Source organism: Micromonospora sp. PTRAS2, assembly GCF_054052245.1.
In genome coordinates, this window is sequence record NZ_JBSWBU010000002.1 from 139,278 (window position 1) to 155,551 (window position 16,274).

At 75.4% G+C, this 16,274-nt stretch carries 9 protein-coding genes and 1 pseudogene; 3 read left to right on the forward strand and 7 right to left on the reverse strand.

Annotation, left to right across the window (positions count from 1 at the left end):
- Positions 1 to 20: 20 nt before the first annotated feature.
- From ACVMYR_RS06580 to ACVMYR_RS06600, 5 genes are all read right to left on the reverse strand, one after another.
- Entirely contained in the window at positions 21 to 284 is a 264-nt protein-coding gene (locus ACVMYR_RS06580) for a monovalent cation/H+ antiporter complex subunit F (RefSeq protein WP_043962461.1), read from the reverse strand.
- Positions 281 to 925 (reverse strand): Na+/H+ antiporter subunit E, encoded by a 645-nt coding sequence (locus ACVMYR_RS06585; protein ID WP_228986795.1) that lies wholly within the window; start codon positions 923 to 925, stop codon positions 281 to 283. Before ACVMYR_RS06585 ends, ACVMYR_RS06580 begins: the two co-directional genes overlap by 4 nt.
- A 156-nt stretch (positions 926 to 1,081) precedes the next feature.
- On the reverse strand, positions 1,082 to 2,596 hold the full coding sequence (locus ACVMYR_RS06590; protein ID WP_457121348.1) for a Na+/H+ antiporter subunit D: 1,515 nt from the start codon (positions 2,594 to 2,596) through the stop codon (positions 1,082 to 1,084).
- Entirely contained in the window at positions 2,593 to 3,066 is a 474-nt protein-coding gene (locus ACVMYR_RS06595; protein ID WP_077936750.1) for a Na(+)/H(+) antiporter subunit C, read from the reverse strand. Before ACVMYR_RS06595 ends, ACVMYR_RS06590 begins: the two co-directional genes overlap by 4 nt.
- On the reverse strand, positions 3,063 to 5,906 hold the full coding sequence (locus ACVMYR_RS06600) for a Na+/H+ antiporter subunit A (RefSeq protein WP_457121349.1): 2,844 nt from the start codon (positions 5,904 to 5,906) through the stop codon (positions 3,063 to 3,065). The genes ACVMYR_RS06595 and ACVMYR_RS06600 overlap by 4 nt, the downstream gene beginning before the upstream one ends.
- 183 nt (positions 5,907 to 6,089) lie before the next feature.
- Between ACVMYR_RS06600 and ACVMYR_RS06605 the strand changes: the two genes are divergently transcribed.
- Positions 6,090 to 7,679: a mucoidy inhibitor MuiA family protein gene (locus ACVMYR_RS06605; RefSeq protein ID WP_457121715.1), complete on the forward strand. Its 1,590-nt coding sequence runs from the start codon at positions 6,090 to 6,092 to the stop codon at positions 7,677 to 7,679.
- 5 nt (positions 7,680 to 7,684) lie between these two features.
- On the opposite strand, the gene ACVMYR_RS06610 is transcribed toward ACVMYR_RS06605, so the two are convergent.
- Positions 7,685 to 8,032: a hypothetical protein gene (locus ACVMYR_RS06610; RefSeq protein ID WP_077936747.1), complete on the reverse strand. Its 348-nt coding sequence runs from the start codon at positions 8,030 to 8,032 to the stop codon at positions 7,685 to 7,687.
- Between the two features lie 182 nt (positions 8,033 to 8,214).
- Here ACVMYR_RS06610 and ACVMYR_RS06615 point away from each other — a divergent pair.
- Positions 8,215 to 12,892 (forward strand): annotated as a pseudogene (locus tag ACVMYR_RS06615) (ATP-dependent helicase).
- A 171-nt stretch (positions 12,893 to 13,063) separates the two neighbouring features.
- Here ACVMYR_RS06615 and ACVMYR_RS06620 read toward each other — a convergent pair.
- On the reverse strand, positions 13,064 to 14,431 hold the full coding sequence (locus ACVMYR_RS06620; protein ID WP_457121350.1) for an RICIN domain-containing protein: 1,368 nt from the start codon (positions 14,429 to 14,431) through the stop codon (positions 13,064 to 13,066).
- A gap of 397 nt (positions 14,432 to 14,828) precedes the next feature.
- On the opposite strand from ACVMYR_RS06620, the gene rox reads away from it, so the two are divergent.
- Positions 14,829 to 16,256, forward strand: coding sequence for a rifampin monooxygenase (gene rox / locus ACVMYR_RS06625; RefSeq protein ID WP_457121351.1), 1,428 nt, complete (start codon positions 14,829 to 14,831; stop codon positions 16,254 to 16,256).
- Positions 16,257 to 16,274 lie beyond the last annotated feature (18 nt).

The following is a 16,274-nucleotide window of genomic DNA, read 5'->3' on the forward strand; positions in this document are numbered from 1 at the left end:
GGCGACGACGACACCCGCGTTCACGACTCCTCCCGGACGGCGAAGCGGACCAGGGCCACCGCGCCGACGAAGCCGAGCAGGGAGAGCACCACGAGCACGGGCAGGGTCGTGGCGTGCCGGTTGACCGCCGCCTCCGCCCCGACCGCGCCGGCCATCGTGTTGAGCAGGACGTCGGCGGCGATCACGCGGTCCAGCAGGGACGGGCCGCGGTACATCCGGGCCAGCGCCAGCAGCGCGGTGACCGACAGGAGCACGGTGAGCACGGTGGCGAGGACGACCTTCACCGGTCGGCCCCCCTCTCGGTGGGAGGAACGGGAGCGGCGGGGGCGGCGAGGAGGCGGAGTTCGGCGGCCGAGCCGATCGCGCGGACGATCCGCGCCTCGGTGGCGAGGATCCGGTCGCGGCTGCCGGTCAGGTCCTCCGGTCCGCGTACGTCGAGCACGTGCACGTAGAGCACGCCTCGTTCCCGGTCCACCTCGACGATCAGAGTGCCGGGCACCAGCGAGATCGCCTCCGCCGTGAGCGCCAGGTTCAGGTCGGTGCGCACGCGCAGCCGCACCGCGATGATCGCGCCGCGGGGCCGGTAGCCCGGCTGCACCGCGATCCACGCCACGTGGATGCTCGCGCTGACCAGCTCGGTGACGAACCGGCCGGCCAGTTCCAGCAGCGCCCGCAGGCGCAGCCGGCCGCCGAAGGTGACCGGCGGCAGGGGGAAGAAGAGCAGCACCGCCCCGCCGACGAGCAGCCCGCCGAGCAGGTTGCCCCAGGAGAACCGCCCCCAGAGCAGGCACCAGATCAGCGCCATCCAGGCCAGGGTCAGCAGCCGGTCCCGCCAGCGGCCGAGCCGGGCGCGCACCCGGGTCACCGGGGCGTCGGGGTCGGCGACCGGCCCCCGACGCCGGCCCCCGGCCGCCCGGCCGCTCACCGCACACCCCCGACGGCCGCCGGCGCATCGCCAAGACGAAACGCCCGGCCGCTCACCGCACACCCCCGACGGCCGCCGGCGCATCGCCAGGACGGAACGCCCGGCCGCTCACCGCGCACCCCCGACCGGGACCACCGGGACGGCCGGCCCGCCCGGTCACGGCGCGCCGCCGGGGAGGACGGCGCGCACGTACGGGGTGCGGGCGCGCAGGTCGGTCGCCGCGTCCGTGGTCACCCCGAACAGCGGGCCGGCGGCCACGGTGAGCACCAGGCCCAGCGCGACCAGCGCCGTGGTGGCGCCGACCATCAGGGTGGGCAGTCGGGTCGGCGGGTCGGTGGCGACCAGCTGCGGTGCCCGCCAGAACGCGATGTTCCACACCCGGGACGCCACGTAGAGGGTGAGCAGGCTGGTGGCGGTGCCGGCGGCGACCAGCACCCAGGGGAGCACGCCGCCTTCGCCGACGCCCGCCTGGAGCAGGCCCAGCTTGCCGAGGAACCCGGACAGCGGCGGGATCCCGGCGAGGTTCATCGCCGGCACGAAGAACAGGATCCCGAGCAGCGGGGCCACCCGGGCCAGGCCGCCGAGCCGGCGCAGGTCGGTGCTGCCGGCGCGCGCCTCGACCAGCCCGGCGACCAGGAACAGGGTGGTCTGGATGGTGATGTGGTGCACCACGTAGAAGATCGCCCCGGACAGGCCGGCGACGCTGCTCAGCGCCACCCCGAAGATCATGTAGCCGATGTGGCTGACCAGCGTGAACGAGAAGAGCCGCTTCATGTCCGACTGGGCGACCGCGCCGAGGATGCCGACCACCATGGTCAGCGCGGCCACCACCATCAGCAGCCCGGCGACGTCGCCGCCGGGGAACAGCAGGGTCTCGGTGCGGATGACCGCGTACACGCCGACCTTGGTGAGCAGGCCCGCGAAGACCGCGGTGACGGGGGCGGGCGCGGTCGGGTAGCTGTCCGGCAGCCAGGCCGACAGCGGGAACACGGCCGCCTTGATCCCGAACGCGAGCAGCAGGGTGAGCTGCAGGGCGAGCCGTACGTCGTCGGGCAGCGCGTCGAGCCGCCCGGCGAGCTGGGCCATGTTGAGGGTGCCGGTGGCGGCGTAGACGAGCCCTACCCCGGCCAGGAAGATCATCGAGGACAGGATGCTGACCACCACGTACGTCGAACCGGTCCGGATCCGGCCCTCGGTGCCGCCGAGCGTGATCAGCACGAAGCTCGCCGCCAGCAGGATCTCGAAGCCGACGAAGAGGTTGAACAGGTCGCCGGCGAGGAAGGCGTTGGTGACGCCGGCGGTGAGCACCAGGTAGGTGGGGTGGTAGATGGTGACGGGGGCGGACTCGCCGATGTCCCCCCGGCCCTGCCCGATCGAGTAGAGCAGCACGCACAGCGTCACGGCGGAGGAGACCACCAGCATCAGCGCGGCGAGCTGGTCGGCGACCAGCACGATCCCCACCGGCGGGGGCCAGCCGCCGATGCTCACCACGACCGGCCCGTGCCGGTACGCCTCGACGAGCAGCACCACGGCGACCACCAGGGTGACGGCGAGCACCGCCACGCTGACGGCGCGCTGGAGCCGGGGCCGGTTGGCCAGCAGCAGGGTGAGGGCGGCGCCCAGCAGCGGCACCACCACCGGCAGCGGAACGAGCGGCCCGTACCCCGTCACGGCGTCTCCCCCCGGTGCTGCCGGCGCAGGTGCGGCTCCGGGTCGACCTGTTCCGGGTCGCCGTCGGGGCCCTCGCCGCCGAGGTCGCGCGCGGGCAGCTCGTTGCGGGCGGCCAGCTCGGCGACCTGGCGGTCCTCCAGGTCGTCCTGCACCTCGTCGTTGCCGGTGAGATACCAGCTGCGGTACGCGACGGCCAGCAGGAACGCGGTGAGCCCGAAGGTGATCACGATGGCGGTGAGGACCATCGCCTGCGGCAGCGCGTCGCTCATCCGGTCGACCGGTGCGGTGCCGACGACAGGCGCGTCCCCGGACCGGCCGCCGAGCAGGATCAGCAGGTTGACCCCGTTGCCGAGCAGGACGACGCCGAGCAGGATCCTCGTCAGGCTGCGCTCCAGCAGCAGCGTGACGCCGGTGCCGGCGAGCACCCCGACGAGGACGACCAGCACCAGGGTCGCTCCGCTGCCGTTCACGGCCGCCGCCCCTGCGGGTCGACGATCAGCCCGCGTTCGGTCTTGCCGGCCGCCTCGATGTGCCGGTCGACCTCGGCGCCGAGGCTGCGCAGGATGTCCAGTACCAGGCCGACCACGATCAGGTACACCCCGATGTCGAAGAACAGCGACGTGACGACGTAGAAGTCGCCGACGCCGGGCAGCCACAGGTCGATCTTCGCGCTCTGGAGCACGGACCCGCTGGCGAGGAGGGCGAACGCGCCGGTGCCGACGGACACCGCCAGGCCGGCCCCGAGGACCGTGCCGGCGCCGACGGGGGCCGCCTCGGCCAGCTCGTACCGGCCGCCGGCGAGGTAGCGCACGGTCAGGGCGAGGCTGGCGACCAGGCCGCCTGCGAAGCCGCCGCCGGGGGCGTTGTGGCCGGAGAAGAGCAGGAACAGGGAGAACAGCACGATGGTGTGGAAGAGCAGCCGGGTGACGACCTCGAAGACGATGGACCGGCGGCGCTCGGCGAGAGTGGGGCCGCCGCGCAGCCACACCGGCCGCTGCGGTCCCCGCTGGGCGGGGCGCTCGGGGCGGCGGGGGCGGCGCGGGCGGGGGCCGGTGCGGGAGCGCTGGAAGATCAGGCTGGCCACCCCGGTCGCGGTCACCACGAGCACGGAGATCTCCCCCATGGTGTCCCAGGCCCGGATGTCGACCAGGGTCACGTTGACCACGTTGCGGCCGTGCCCCTCGCTGACGGCGAGCTCGGGGAACGCCCGGGAGACCGACGGCGCGGTGCGGGCGCCGACCGCGACCAGGCAGAGCCCGGCGAGGACGACCCCGACGGCGGCCCCGACGGCGCGGCGCGCCCACCGGCTGCGGCGCAGCGGGCGGGCGGAGAACCGTTCGGGCAGCCGGCGCAGCACCAGCACGAAGACCGCGATGGTCGCCGTCTCCACCAGGAACTGGGTGAGGGCCAGGTCGGGCGCGCCGTGCAGGACGAACATCATCGCGGTGCCGTAGCCGGTGACCCCGACCAGCAGCATGGCGGTGAGCCGGCGACGCGCGCCGACGGCGAGCAGCGCGGCCACCGCCGAAACCACGCCGACGACCGGTTGCAGCGGGGTGTCCCACAGCGGGACCCCCTGCCGCCACGGGCCGGCGGCGAGCATCGCCCCGCCGGGCACGACGACGAGGACCAGCAGGATCGTGCCGAGGTACAGCGGCAGGGAGCCGCGCTGGGTGGCGCTGGTGACCTCGATGGCGAGCCGGTCGAAGCGGTGGGTCAGCCACTCGTACCCCTGGGCGCCGCCCACCGGCGCGCGCACCCGGGCCAGCACGGGGGCGAGCGGGCCGCGCAGCGCGAACAGGGCCGCGCCGCCGGCGAGGGCCAGGACGGACAGGCCGAGCGCCAGGGTCGGCCCGTGCCAGAGCGCGAGGTGCTCGGGCACCGGGCCGAAGAGGTCGGCGTACGGGCGCAGCAGCGCGCCCGCCGGGCCGGCGAGCACCCCGGCGGCCAGCCCGGCGACGGCCAGCAGGGCGGGCGGCCCGAGCATAGCGGCGGGTACGGGCTGCGGCTCGGTCCGTTCGGCGTGCGGGCGCGTGCCGAACGCCCCCCAGACGAAGCGGGCCGTGTAGGCGACGGTGAGCACCGTGCCGGCGACGAGCCCGGCGAGGACCACCGGCTGGTCGGTGAACGCGGCGAGGACGGCCTCCTTGGCGACGAAGCCGACCAGCGGGGGCAGCCCGGCCATCGAGGCGGCGGCCAGCGTCCCGACGGCGGCCAGCAGCGGGGCCCGCCGCCCGAGCCCGGACAGTTCCCGCAGGTCGCGGGTGCCGGCGCTGTGGTCGATCGCGCCGACGACGAGGAACAGGGCCGCCTTGAACAGGGCGTGCGCGAACAGCATCGCCGTGCCCGCGAGGGCGGCTTTCGGAGTGCCCGCGCCCAGCACCACGGTGAGCAGGCCGAGCTGGCTGACGGTGCCGTACGCCAGCAGCAGCTTCAGGTCGCACTGGCGCAGCGCGGCCCACCCGCCGACCAGCATGGTGAGCAGGCCGGCGGTGACCGTCACGGGCCGCCACGGGCCGGCGGTGGCCAGCACGGGGGCGAGCAGGCCGAGCAGGTAGACGCCGGCCTTCACCATCGCCGCCGCGTGCAGGTACGCGCTGACCGGTGTCGGCGCGGCCATCGCCTGCGGCAGCCAGCCGCTGAACGGCAGGACCGCCGACTTGGCCAGCGCCCCGGCCAGCACCAGCAGCACGGCGGTGACCAGGTAGCCGCCGGCCGGCAGCCCGGCCCCGGCGAGTTCCGACCAGCGGTACCCGCCGGTGTGCCGGCCGAGCATCAGGAACCCGACGAGCATCGCCAGCCCGCCGAACGTGGTCACGGTGAGCGCCTGCGCCGCCGCCCACCGGCTGGCCCGCCGCGTGGTGCTGTGCCCGATCAGCAGGTAGGAGAAGATCGTGGTCAGCTCCCAGAAGACGTAGAGCAGCAGCAGGTCGTCGGCGAGGACCAGGCCGAGCATCGCGCCGGCGAAGGCGACCAGCACGGCCGCGAACCGGGCCAGCCCGGCCGACCCGGCGGCGAAGTAGCGCGCGCAGTAGACCAGCACGAGCGCGCCGACGCCGCCGACGAGCAGGGTCATCAGCCAGGACAGGGTGGTCAGCCGCAGGGCCAGCTCCAGCCGCAGTTGCGGCACCCAGGGGTACGCCTCGACGACGGCCCCACCGTCGCGCACGGCCGGCGTACGGGCCACGGCCCAGCCGAACGCGGCGGCCGGCGCGAGCGCGAGGGGGTAGCAGGCGCGCGGGCCCCACCACCGCACCAGCAGCGGCGCGACGAGCGCCGCCACCAGGTGGAGGATCAGCAGTACGAGCACCCGCGCTCCCGGTCGTGGTGGCAGCAGCGCGCCCGAGGGAGACGCCTATCATCGATCAGACGCCAGTTTCCGGCCTGATGGGCGGTTTTGCCGGATTTTCCCGTGGCGGGTGTGGGCGGAGACCCCGTGCCGGCCCACCGAGGCCACGAGCATCGCCCGGCTATCCTCGCCGCCGTGAACGCAGTGGAGATCGAAGCACCCGTCGTCGGCGTCACCGTCTATCCGGACCGGGCCCGGGTCACCCGCCGGGGCAGCGCCCGGCTGACCGCCGGCGAGCACCGGGTACGGATCGCCCCGTTGCCGCTGGGGCTGCACCGGGACTCGCTGCGGGTCGGCGGCCGGGGCGCGGCGACCGTGCTCGGCGTGGACGTGACCACGTGGCGGCAGGCGCGCAGCGCCGACGGGCAGGTCCGCGAGCTGGAGGAGCGCAGCCGGGAGCTGACCGACGAGCTGGCCGGGGTCGACGACGCGTACGCGGTCGAGGAGCAGCGGGGGCAGTTCCTCTCCGGGCTGGCCGAGCGGGCCGGCGGCACGTACGCCCGCGCGCTCGCCGCCGGCGACGCCGAGCCGGCCGACGTGGCGGCCTTCGCCGACTCGGTGGCCGGGCAGCTCGCCGACTCCCACGGGCGGCGACGGGAGCTGGCCCAGCGGCGGACGGAGCTGACCGAGGACCTGGCGGCGGTGCGGCGGCAACTGGAGGCGGCGCACGGCAAGCGGGAGCCGGACCGGCTGGCCGCCGAGGTGACCGTGGCGGTGGACGTCGACGACGCCGAGCTGGACCTGGAGCTGACCTACCTGGTCGACGGGGCCCGCTGGCAGCCCTCCTACGACCTGCGGCTGGTCGACGACACGGTGACCGTCACCTGGTTCGGCCTGGTCAGTCAGGACACCGGCGAGGACTGGCCGGAGTGCGTACTCCAGCTCTCGACGGCCCGGCCGGCGGCGGCGACCGGCGTACCCGAGCTGTCGCCGTGGTATCTCGACCGGGTCCGGCCGCTGCCGAAGGCGGCCATGCCGGCGGCGAGCTTCGGCGCGGTGCCGGCGCCCGCCCCGCCCGGCGGGCCCGCGTTCGAGGTCGCCGCGGTAGGCGGGGCGGCCCGGTCGGGCGCGCCGCGCCCCAAGGTGCACGAGAGCGTGGCAACGGTCGAGCAGGGGGTCAGCGCGGCCACCTACCGGCCGGCACGGCCGGTGGCGGTGCCGGCGGACGGCAGCGCGTACCGGGCGACGATCGCCGTGCTGGAGCTGCCGGCGCGGCTGGACCACGTGACCGTGCCGGTGCGCGCGGCCGAGGCGCACCTGCGGGCGACGGTGCGCAACACCTCGGCGCACACGCTGCTGCCCGGCCCTGCGGCGGTCTTCCACGGCGCGGACTTCGTCGCGGCCACCCGGCTGCCGACGTGGGCGCCCGGCGAGGAGACGGAGCTGGCGCTCGGCGTGGACGACCGGGTGCGGGTGGAGCGGAAGCTGGGTCGGCGCGCCGACACCCGGGCCACGCTCGGCTCGACCCGACGCCGGGACGTGGAGTATCGGATCACCGTTGCCAACCACACGCCCCGACCGGCGACCGTGGAGGTGCGCGACCAGGTGCCGGTGTCCCGCGACGAGGCGGTGGTCGTGCGGGAGGCCACGATCGCACCGGCGCCGGCCGAGCGCACCGAGCTGGGCGAGCTGACCTGGCGGCTGCGCCTCGAACCGGGCGACAGCGGCGAGATCACCATGGGCTTCAGGGTCGAGCTGGCCAAGGGGGTGGAGCTGACCGGCTGGCGGGAGTGACGGTCTCAGACCAGCAGGTCGCGGCGGGTCTCGACGAGCAGGTCGGGGCGGTCGAGCTGGACGACGACCTTGTTGACCACGCGCTGGGCGGCGGCGAGCGAACGCACGGAGAGCAGCCGCCCCCGGCTCTCCCGGCGCAGGACGAAGTAGTGGACGGCGGCGCGGACCTGCCCCCGGTCGGCCGCGCTGGACTGGGCGGTCTGCCGGACCAGCTCGCGCAGGCAGGCCGCGAGCCGCTCGGCGAGCTCCAACTCGGGGCCGTGCAGACCGGCGCGGAGTGCGGCAAGATGGCTGTCGACCTTCCGGATGAGCACGTCGGTGCCCGCACCGGCTACCCGCTCCTCGACGACCATGCGCACTCCTCCACGTCTCACTTCCGCAAAGTTACTTTAGGTGGCGACGCAGAAGCAAGCAGTTAAGTAAGACTTAACGGAACAATGCCCCATTCCATCCACAAACCGGCCTTGCGGCACTTCGCGGGTGTCGACCGCCGGCACCGGTCCGGCCCAGGCGGATGTCCCACCCCCGGGGCAGGATGGAAGGCGTGGCAAAGGTGACGGCCGGTTTCGGCGCGGCGGAGGCGGCCCGGGTGCTGGCGGGATTCGGCCCGGCGACCCGGGAGTGGTTCTCGGCGGCCTTCGCCACGCCCACCCCCGCCCAGATCGGGGCCTGGCGGTCGGTGGCGGCCCGCCGCAACGCCCTGGTGGTCGCGCCCACCGGCTCCGGCAAGACCCTCGCGGCGTTCCTCTGGTCGCTGGACCGGCTGGCCGCCTCGCCGCCGCCGGCCGAGCCCCGCCAGCGCTGCCGGGTGCTCTACGTCAGCCCGCTCAAGGCGCTCGCCGTCGACGTGGAGCGCAACCTGCGGGCGCCCCTGGCCGGCATCCGGCAGGCCGCCACCCGGCTCGGCGTCGCCCCGCCGGAGATCACCGTCGGGATGCGCACCGGCGACACCCCCGCCGACGAGCGGCGGGCCTTCGCCCGCACCCCGCCGGACGTCCTCATCACCACCCCCGAGTCGCTGTTCCTGCTGCTCACCTCCGCGGCGCGGGATTCGTTGCGCGGGGTCGAGACGGTCATCGTCGACGAGGTGCACGCGGTCGCCGGGACGAAGCGCGGCGCGCACCTGGCGCTCTCCCTGGAACGCCTCGACGAGTTGCTGCCCGCCCCCGCCCAGCGCATCGGCCTGTCCGCCACGGTCCGGCCGATCGACGCGTGCGCCCGGTTCCTCGGCGGGGCCCGCCCGGTCGACGTGGTGCAGCCGCCCAGCGCCAAGACCATCGAGGTCAGCGTCGAGGTGCCGGTGGAGGACATGACCCGGCTCGACGAGCAGGAGCCGCCGCCCGACGACCTGGGCGGCCCCGCGCCGGGCGTCGATCTGGCCCGCCGTCGAGGAACGGGTCTACGCGCTGGTCCGGGCGCACCGGTCGACCATCGTCTTCACCAACTCGCGGCGCAGCGCCGAGCGGCTCTGCGCCCGGCTCAACGAGCTGGCCGCCGAGGAGCTGGCCGGTGCGGAGCTGGCCTGCCCCGGGTCGGCCGGCCCGGGGCAGGCCGGCCCGGGGCCGACCGCCGCAGGGCCGGGTCCCGGGTCCCCGGGCGGCCCGCCCGCCCGGCTGCCGGCCGAGGTGATGGCCCAGGCGGGCGCGGCGGCCGGGGCCGCCCCGGTGGTCGCCCGCGCCCACCACGGCAGCGTCTCGCGGGAGGAACGCAAGCACATCGAGGAGGCCCTCAAGTCCGGCCAGCTCCCCGCCGTGGTGGCCACGTCCAGCCTGGAGCTGGGCATCGACATGGGCACCGTCGACCTGGTGGTGCAGATCGCCGCCCCGCCCAGCGTCGCCGCCGGCCTGCAACGCGTCGGCCGGGCCGGGCACCAGGTCGGCGCGGTCTCCCGGGGCGTGGTCTTCCCCAAGCACCGGGGCGACCTGCTCTCCTGCACCGTCGTCGCCGAGCGGATGGCCGCCGGGGCGATCGAGGAGCTGCACCACCCGCGCAACCCCCTTGACGTGCTGGCCCAGCAGATCGTCGCGATGGTGGCCCTCGAACCGTGGCGGGTCGGCGACCTGGCCGTCGTCGTCCGCCGGGCCGCGCCGTTCGCCGAGCTGCCCGACTCCGCGCTGCACGCCGTGCTGGACATGCTCTCCGGGCGTTACCCGTCGACCGCGTTCGCGGAGCTGCGGCCCCGGCTGGTCTGGGACCGCGCCGCCGACGTGCTCACCGGCCGGCCCGGCGCGCAGCGGCTCGCCGTCACCAGCGGCGGCACCATCCCCGACCGGGGCCTGTTCGGCGTCTTCCTCGCCGGGGCGGAGCGGGCCGCCCGGGTCGGCGAGCTGGACGAGGAGATGGTCTACGAGTCGCGGGTCGGCGACGTGTTCCTGCTCGGCTCGTCGTCCTGGCGGATCGAGGAGATCACCCCCGACCGGGTGCTGGTCTCCCCCGCCCCGGGCCAGGCCGCCCGGATGCCGTTCTGGAAGGGCGACCAGCTCGGCCGCCCGGTGGAGCTGGGCCGGGCCATCGGCGCCCGGGTGCGGACCCTGCTGCGCCACGGCGACGAGGCGGCGGTGGCCGCGCTGCGCGCCGGCGGGCTCAACGACTGGGCCGCCGGCAACCTGCTGGCCTACCTGCGGGAGCAGCAGGCCGCGACCCGGTCCCTGCCCGACGACCGCACGGTGCTGGTCGAGCGGTTCCGCGACGAGCTGGGCGACTGGCGGCTCGCCGTGCACAGCGTGCTCGGCGCCCGCGTCAACGGCCCGTGGGCGCTGGCCATCGGCCGCCGGCTCGCCGAGCGGTACGGCGTGGACGCCCAGGTCATGCCGTCCGACGACGGGATCGTGGTGCGGCTGCCCGACACCGCCGACTCCCCGCCCGGCGCCGACGTGGTGCTCTTCGAGCCCGACGAGATCGCCCAGCTCGTCGAGGAGTCGGTGGGCACGTCGGCGCTGTTCGCGTCCCGGTTCCGGGAGTGCGCGGCCCGGTCGCTGCTGCTGCCCCGCCGCGACCCGCGCCGCCGCCAGCCGCTGTGGCAGCAGCGCCAGCGGGCCGCCCAGTTGCTCGACGTCGCCCGCGAGTACGCCGACTTCCCGGTCACCCTGGAGGCCGCCCGGGAATGCCTCCAGGACGTCTTCGACCAGCCGGCCCTCGCCGGGCTGATGCGCGACCTGGCCGCCCGCAAGGTGCGCCTGGTCGAGGTCGAGACCGAGCGGCCGTCGCCGTTCGCCCGCTCGCTGCTGTTCGGCTACGTCGGGGCGTTCCTCTACGAGGGCGACGCGCCGCTGGCCGAGCGGCGGGCCGCCGCCCTGGCGCTGGACTCGGCGCTGCTCGGCGAGCTGCTCGGCCGGGTCGACCTGCGGGAGCTGCTCGACCCGGCGGTGCTCGCCGAGACCGACCAGCAGCTGCGCTGGCTGACCGAACAGCGCCGGCCCCGCGACGCGGAGGACGCCGTCGAGCTGCTGCGCACCGTCGGCGACCTGTCGGAGGCGGAGCTGGCCGAACGGGGCGTGCCCGTCGACTGGCTCACCGCCCTGGCGGCGGCCCGCCGGTTGCTGCGCGTGCGCGTCGCCGGCGAGGAGCGCTGGGTCGTCGTCGAGGACGCCGCCCGGCTGCGCGACGCCCTCGGCGTGGCCCTGCCGGTCGGAGTGGCCGAGGCGCACCTCGCCCCGGTGGCCGACCCGCTCGGCGACCTGGTCGCCCGGTACGCCCGCACCCACGGCCCGTTCGCCGCCGCCACCTGCGCCGCCCGTTTCGGGCTCGGCGCGGCCGTCGTCGAGCAGGAGCTGCGCCGCCTCGCCGCCGCCGGGCGGGTCGTCTCCGGCGAGTTCGCCCCCGACACCGTGGGCACCCAGTGGTGCGACGCCGAGGTGCTGCGGCTGCTGCGCCGCCGCTCCCTCGCGGCGCTGCGCCGGGAGATCGAGCCGGTGCCGCCGAGGGCACTGGCCGCGTTCCTGCCCCGCTGGCAGCAGGTCGGCTCGTCGGCGCGGGGGGTGGACGCCGTCGCCGCCGCCGTCGAGCAGTTGCAGGGCGCGGCCGTGCCGGCGTCCGCCCTGGAACGCCTCGTGCTGCCCGGCCGGGTCGCCGACTACTCCCCCGCCCAGCTCGACGAGCTGTGCGCCGGTGGCGAGGTGCTGTGGGCCGGGTCCGGGGCGATCTCCGGCGGCGACGGCTGGGTCACCCTCGCGTACGCCGACGCCGCGCCGCTGCTGCTCCCGCCGCCGGACGACGCGCTCGCGCGTACCCCGTTGCACGACGCCGTGCTCGACGCGCTCGGCGACGGGCAGGCGCTGTTCTTCCGGTCGCTGTCCGACCGGGTGGGCTGCACCGACGACGCGGCGCTGACCGCCGCGATCTGGGACCTGGTGTGGGCGGGGCACCTCACCAACGACACCCTCGCCCCGCTGCGGGCGGCGCTCGGCGGCGGCGGGGCGCACCGGTCCCGGCCGGCCGCGCCGCGCACCCGGTTGCGCCGTCCCGGCCGGGTGGCGCTGCCCAGCCGCAGCGGCCCGCCCACGGTGGCGGGCCGCTGGTCCCGGCTGCCGGAGCGCGACCTCGACCCGACCCGGCGGGCCGCCGCGCTCGCCGACGTGCTGTTGGAGCGGCACGGCGTCGTCACCCGGGGGGCGGTCGTCGCCGAGCAGGTGACGGGTGGCTTCGCAGCCGTCTACCCGGTGCTGTCGGCGCTGGAGGAGCGCGGGGCGGCCCGGCGGGGCTACTTCGTGGAGGGGCTGGGCGCGGCCCAGTTCGCGGTGCCCGGGGCGGTCGACCGGATCCGCGCCCTCGCCGACCCGACCGCGAGCCGTGGCGGCGGGGGTCAGGAGGCCGGGGGCCGGGGCGGGGCGCTCGTCCTCGCCGCCACCGACCCGGCCAACCCGTACGGTGCGGCGCTGCCCTGGCCCGAGCGGGCCGTCGACTCCGGCGACGGGGCCGCCCCGGCGAGCGGGCACCGGGCGGGGCGCAAGGCGGGCGCGCTGGTCGTGCTGGTCGGCGGCGACCTGGTGCTCTACGTCGAGCGGGGCGGCCGGACGATCCTCTCCTTCGCCGACGCCCCCGACGCCCTCGCGGCGGCCGGCAGGGCGCTCGCCGACGCGGTGCGCACGGGCGCGCTCGGCGCGATCTCGGTGGAGCGGGCCGACGGGGAGGCCGTGTCGGCGTCCCCGCTGCGCGACGCGCTGACCTCCGCCGGTTTCCGGGCCACCCCGCGCGGCCTGCGACTGCGCGGCTGAGACCGCTGACCGACCAACCGGCCAACCGGCCGGCCACAAGGCGTCGACGGTGAGCTGCCCGGTGGCGACCCGGTCGCGCACGAGCCGGCGACGATGCCGGCCCGGCGGATCGAGAGGCCGGGCCGGCATCGACTGGTCGCCCGAGGGCCACCGGTCAGGGTCGGTCGCGGGTCAGCGCAGGCTCCACTGCTGGTTCTGCTGCCCGTTGCACGACCAGAGGATGAGCCTGGTGCCGTTGGCGGTGCCCGCGGCGTTGGCGTCCAGGCAGAGCCCGGACTGGGCGTTGGTGATGGTGCCGTTGGCGTTGACGTTCCACTGCTGGTTGGTGCCGCCGTGGCAGTCCCAGATGATCACCTGGGTGCCGTTGCTGGTGCCCGCGCCGCTGGCGTCGAGGCACTTGGTGCCGTACACCTGGAGTTGCCGGCCCGCGGTGTGGGTCCAGCTCTGGGCGGCGGCCCCGGTGCAGTCCCACAGCTGGGTCTGGGTGCCGTTGGTGGTGCTGCCGTTCGGCACGTCGACGCAGCGTCCGGACTGGCCGCCGACGACCTGCCTGCCCTGCGCGGGGCTGCTGGTCGGGGTCGGGGTCGGCGAGGACGTCGGCGGGGTGGTGCCGTCGAACTGGGTGAAGAAGCTCCACACGACCGGCCGGGTCCAGGACTTCTCGCCCGGCGCGTACGGGTCGGCGGAGCCGTCGACGGCGTTGGGGGCGTGCGGGCCGTCGAACGGGGCCCACGCCACCGGGTAGCCGGCCCGGCAGCCCGAGTAGTAGGTGAGGGTGTGCGTGAGGCTGCCCTGCGCCGGCTCGGGCGGGTTCTGCGGGGTGCAGCCGTTGTTCCTGACGAACCTGTCGCGCAGCGAGCGGCCGGTGGAGATGGGGATGGTGCCGTCCCGCAGCCCGTGGATGCCGATGTACGCGATGGGCTGGGTGCCGCCGCTGCATCCGCTGAGCTCCGCGCCGGAGTAGACGGCGACCGCCCGGAAGACCGTGGCCCGCGCGCAGGCGATGGCGTAGCTCATGCCGCCGCCGTAGCTGAAGCCCATGGCGAAGCGCTGCGTGGTGTCGACGCACAGACCGGCCTCGATCTGCCGCTGCATGTCGTCGACGAACGTCAGGTCGCGGCCGCCGCTGTTGGCCCAGCCGTTGCCGATGCCCTGGGGCGCGACGAAGATCGCCGAGTTGTTCGACAGCGCGCGGAGGCCGTAGTAGGACCACGGGTATCCGCTGGTGCCGCCCGAGTCGACCTCGTTGGCGGTGCCGCCGTTCCAGTGGAACGCGAAGATCAACCGGTAGGGATGGTTGCGGTCGTAGTTGTCGGGGATCCGCAGGATGAACGAGCGGTTCTGGCCGCCGCTGGAGATCGTGCGGGTGCCGCTGGTCAGCGCCGGCGCCTGGCCGCATCCGGCGGTTGTCGCGAGGGTGCCGACGTCATTGGCGTAGGCGACCGGGCCGGCTCCGGCGGCGATCGCCGCGCCGCCCGCCGCGAGGACGAGCGCCGCCGCTCCCGCGACGGCACCGACGACGAGCCGATGTCTCCACATGGGCGACTCCTTCTGGATCGGGTGCGTGGTGGATCGGCCCTCCGGCGGGCAGGCGTCGGGTACGCGGCCGGAGGCGCCGCCAATCCATCGATTAACGTTAAAGTAATACGTATGACGTCTGCGGTCAACACGGGCCGCCTACGCGGGCTGCACCACAGGTCCGGCGATCGCGGCCGCATCACTCGCGCCGCATCACTCGGGAAAGAAGCCGGCAACAGGGCCGGAAAAGACGAAAGGCAAGGAGTCGACGACTCCCTGCCACTCTCAACATATACCGCACCCGGGGCCTTGCGGCAAGACCCGGGTGATGCCGCAGAATCGTCCGCCGGGCCCCGTAGCTGCGCATATCGGTGATCCGCGCAGTATGGACGGGCTCGTCTACGTATGGGGGACATCCATGTTCGACGTGATCGTGGTCGGGGGCGGACCGACCGGCCTGATGCTGGCCAGCGAGCTGCGGCTGCACGGCGTACACACGCTGCTGCTGGAGAAGGAGGCGGAGCCGACCCCGGTCGTGCGCGCGCTCGGGCTGCACGCGCGCAGCATCGAGATCATGGACCAGCGCGGCCTGCTGGAGCGGTTCCTCGCGCTCGGCCAGCAGTACCCGGTCGGCGGCTTCTTCGCCGCCATCCCCAAGCCGCCGCCCACCGGCCTGGACACCGCGCACGCGTACGTGCTCGGCATCCCGCAGACCACCACCGACCGCCTGCTGGCCGAGCACGCCGTCGAACTCGGCGTCGAGATCCGGCGCGGCGGCGAACTGGTCGGGCTGAGCCAGGACGACCACGGCGTCACCGCCGAGCTGGCCGACGGCACCCGGCTGCGCTGCCGCTACCTCGTCGGCTGCGACGGCGGCCGCAGCACGGTGCGCAAGCTGCTCGGCGTCGGCTTCCCCGGCGAACCCAGCAAGGTCGAGACGCTGCTGGGCGAGATGCGGCTGACCGCGTCACCCGAGACCCTCGCCGCCGTGAGCGCCGAGGTCCGCAAGACCCAGCTGCGCTTCGGCGCGATGCCCCTGGGCGACGGCGTGTACCGCGTCGTCGTGCCCGCCGAGGGGGTGGCCGAGGACCGCCGAATCCCACCGACCCTCGACGAGGTCAAGCGACAACTGCGGGCGTACGGCGGCACCGACTTCGGCGCGCACTCGCCGCGCTGGCTGTCCCGCTTCGGCGACTCCACCCGGCTGGCCGAGCGCTACCGGGTCGGCCGGGTGCTGCTGGCCGGCGACGCGGCGCACGTCCACCCGCCGACCGGCGGGCAGGGGCTCAACCTCGGCATCCAGGACGCGTTCAACCTCGGCTGGAAGCTCGCCGCCCAGGTCGACGGCTGGGCGCCGCCGGGGCTGCTGGACAGCTACGAGACCGAGCGGCGTCCCGTCGCCGCCGACGTGCTGGACAACACCCGCGCGCAGATGGAGCTGGTGTCCACCGAGCCGGGGGCCCAGGCCGTGCGCCGGCTGGTGGCGGAGCTGATGGACTACGAGGACGTGAGCCGGCACCTGACCGAGAAGATCATCGCCATCAGCATCCGGTACGACTTCGGCGCGGGCCACGACCTGCTCGGCCGGCGGCTGCGCGACGTCCGGCTGGGGCGCGGACGCCTCTACGAGCTGACGCGCGGCGGCCGGGGGCTGCTGCTCGACCGGACCGGCAAGCTCTCGGTGGCGGGCTGGGCCGACCGCGTCGACCACGTCGCCGACGGCAGCGAGGAACTGGACGTGCCCGCCGTGCTGCTGCGGCCCGACGGCCACGTGGCGTGGGTCGGTGACGACCAGCAGGACCTGCGCGACCACCTACCCACCTGGTTCGGCCCCGCCACCGCCTGACCCGCCCGCTCCGGGTGG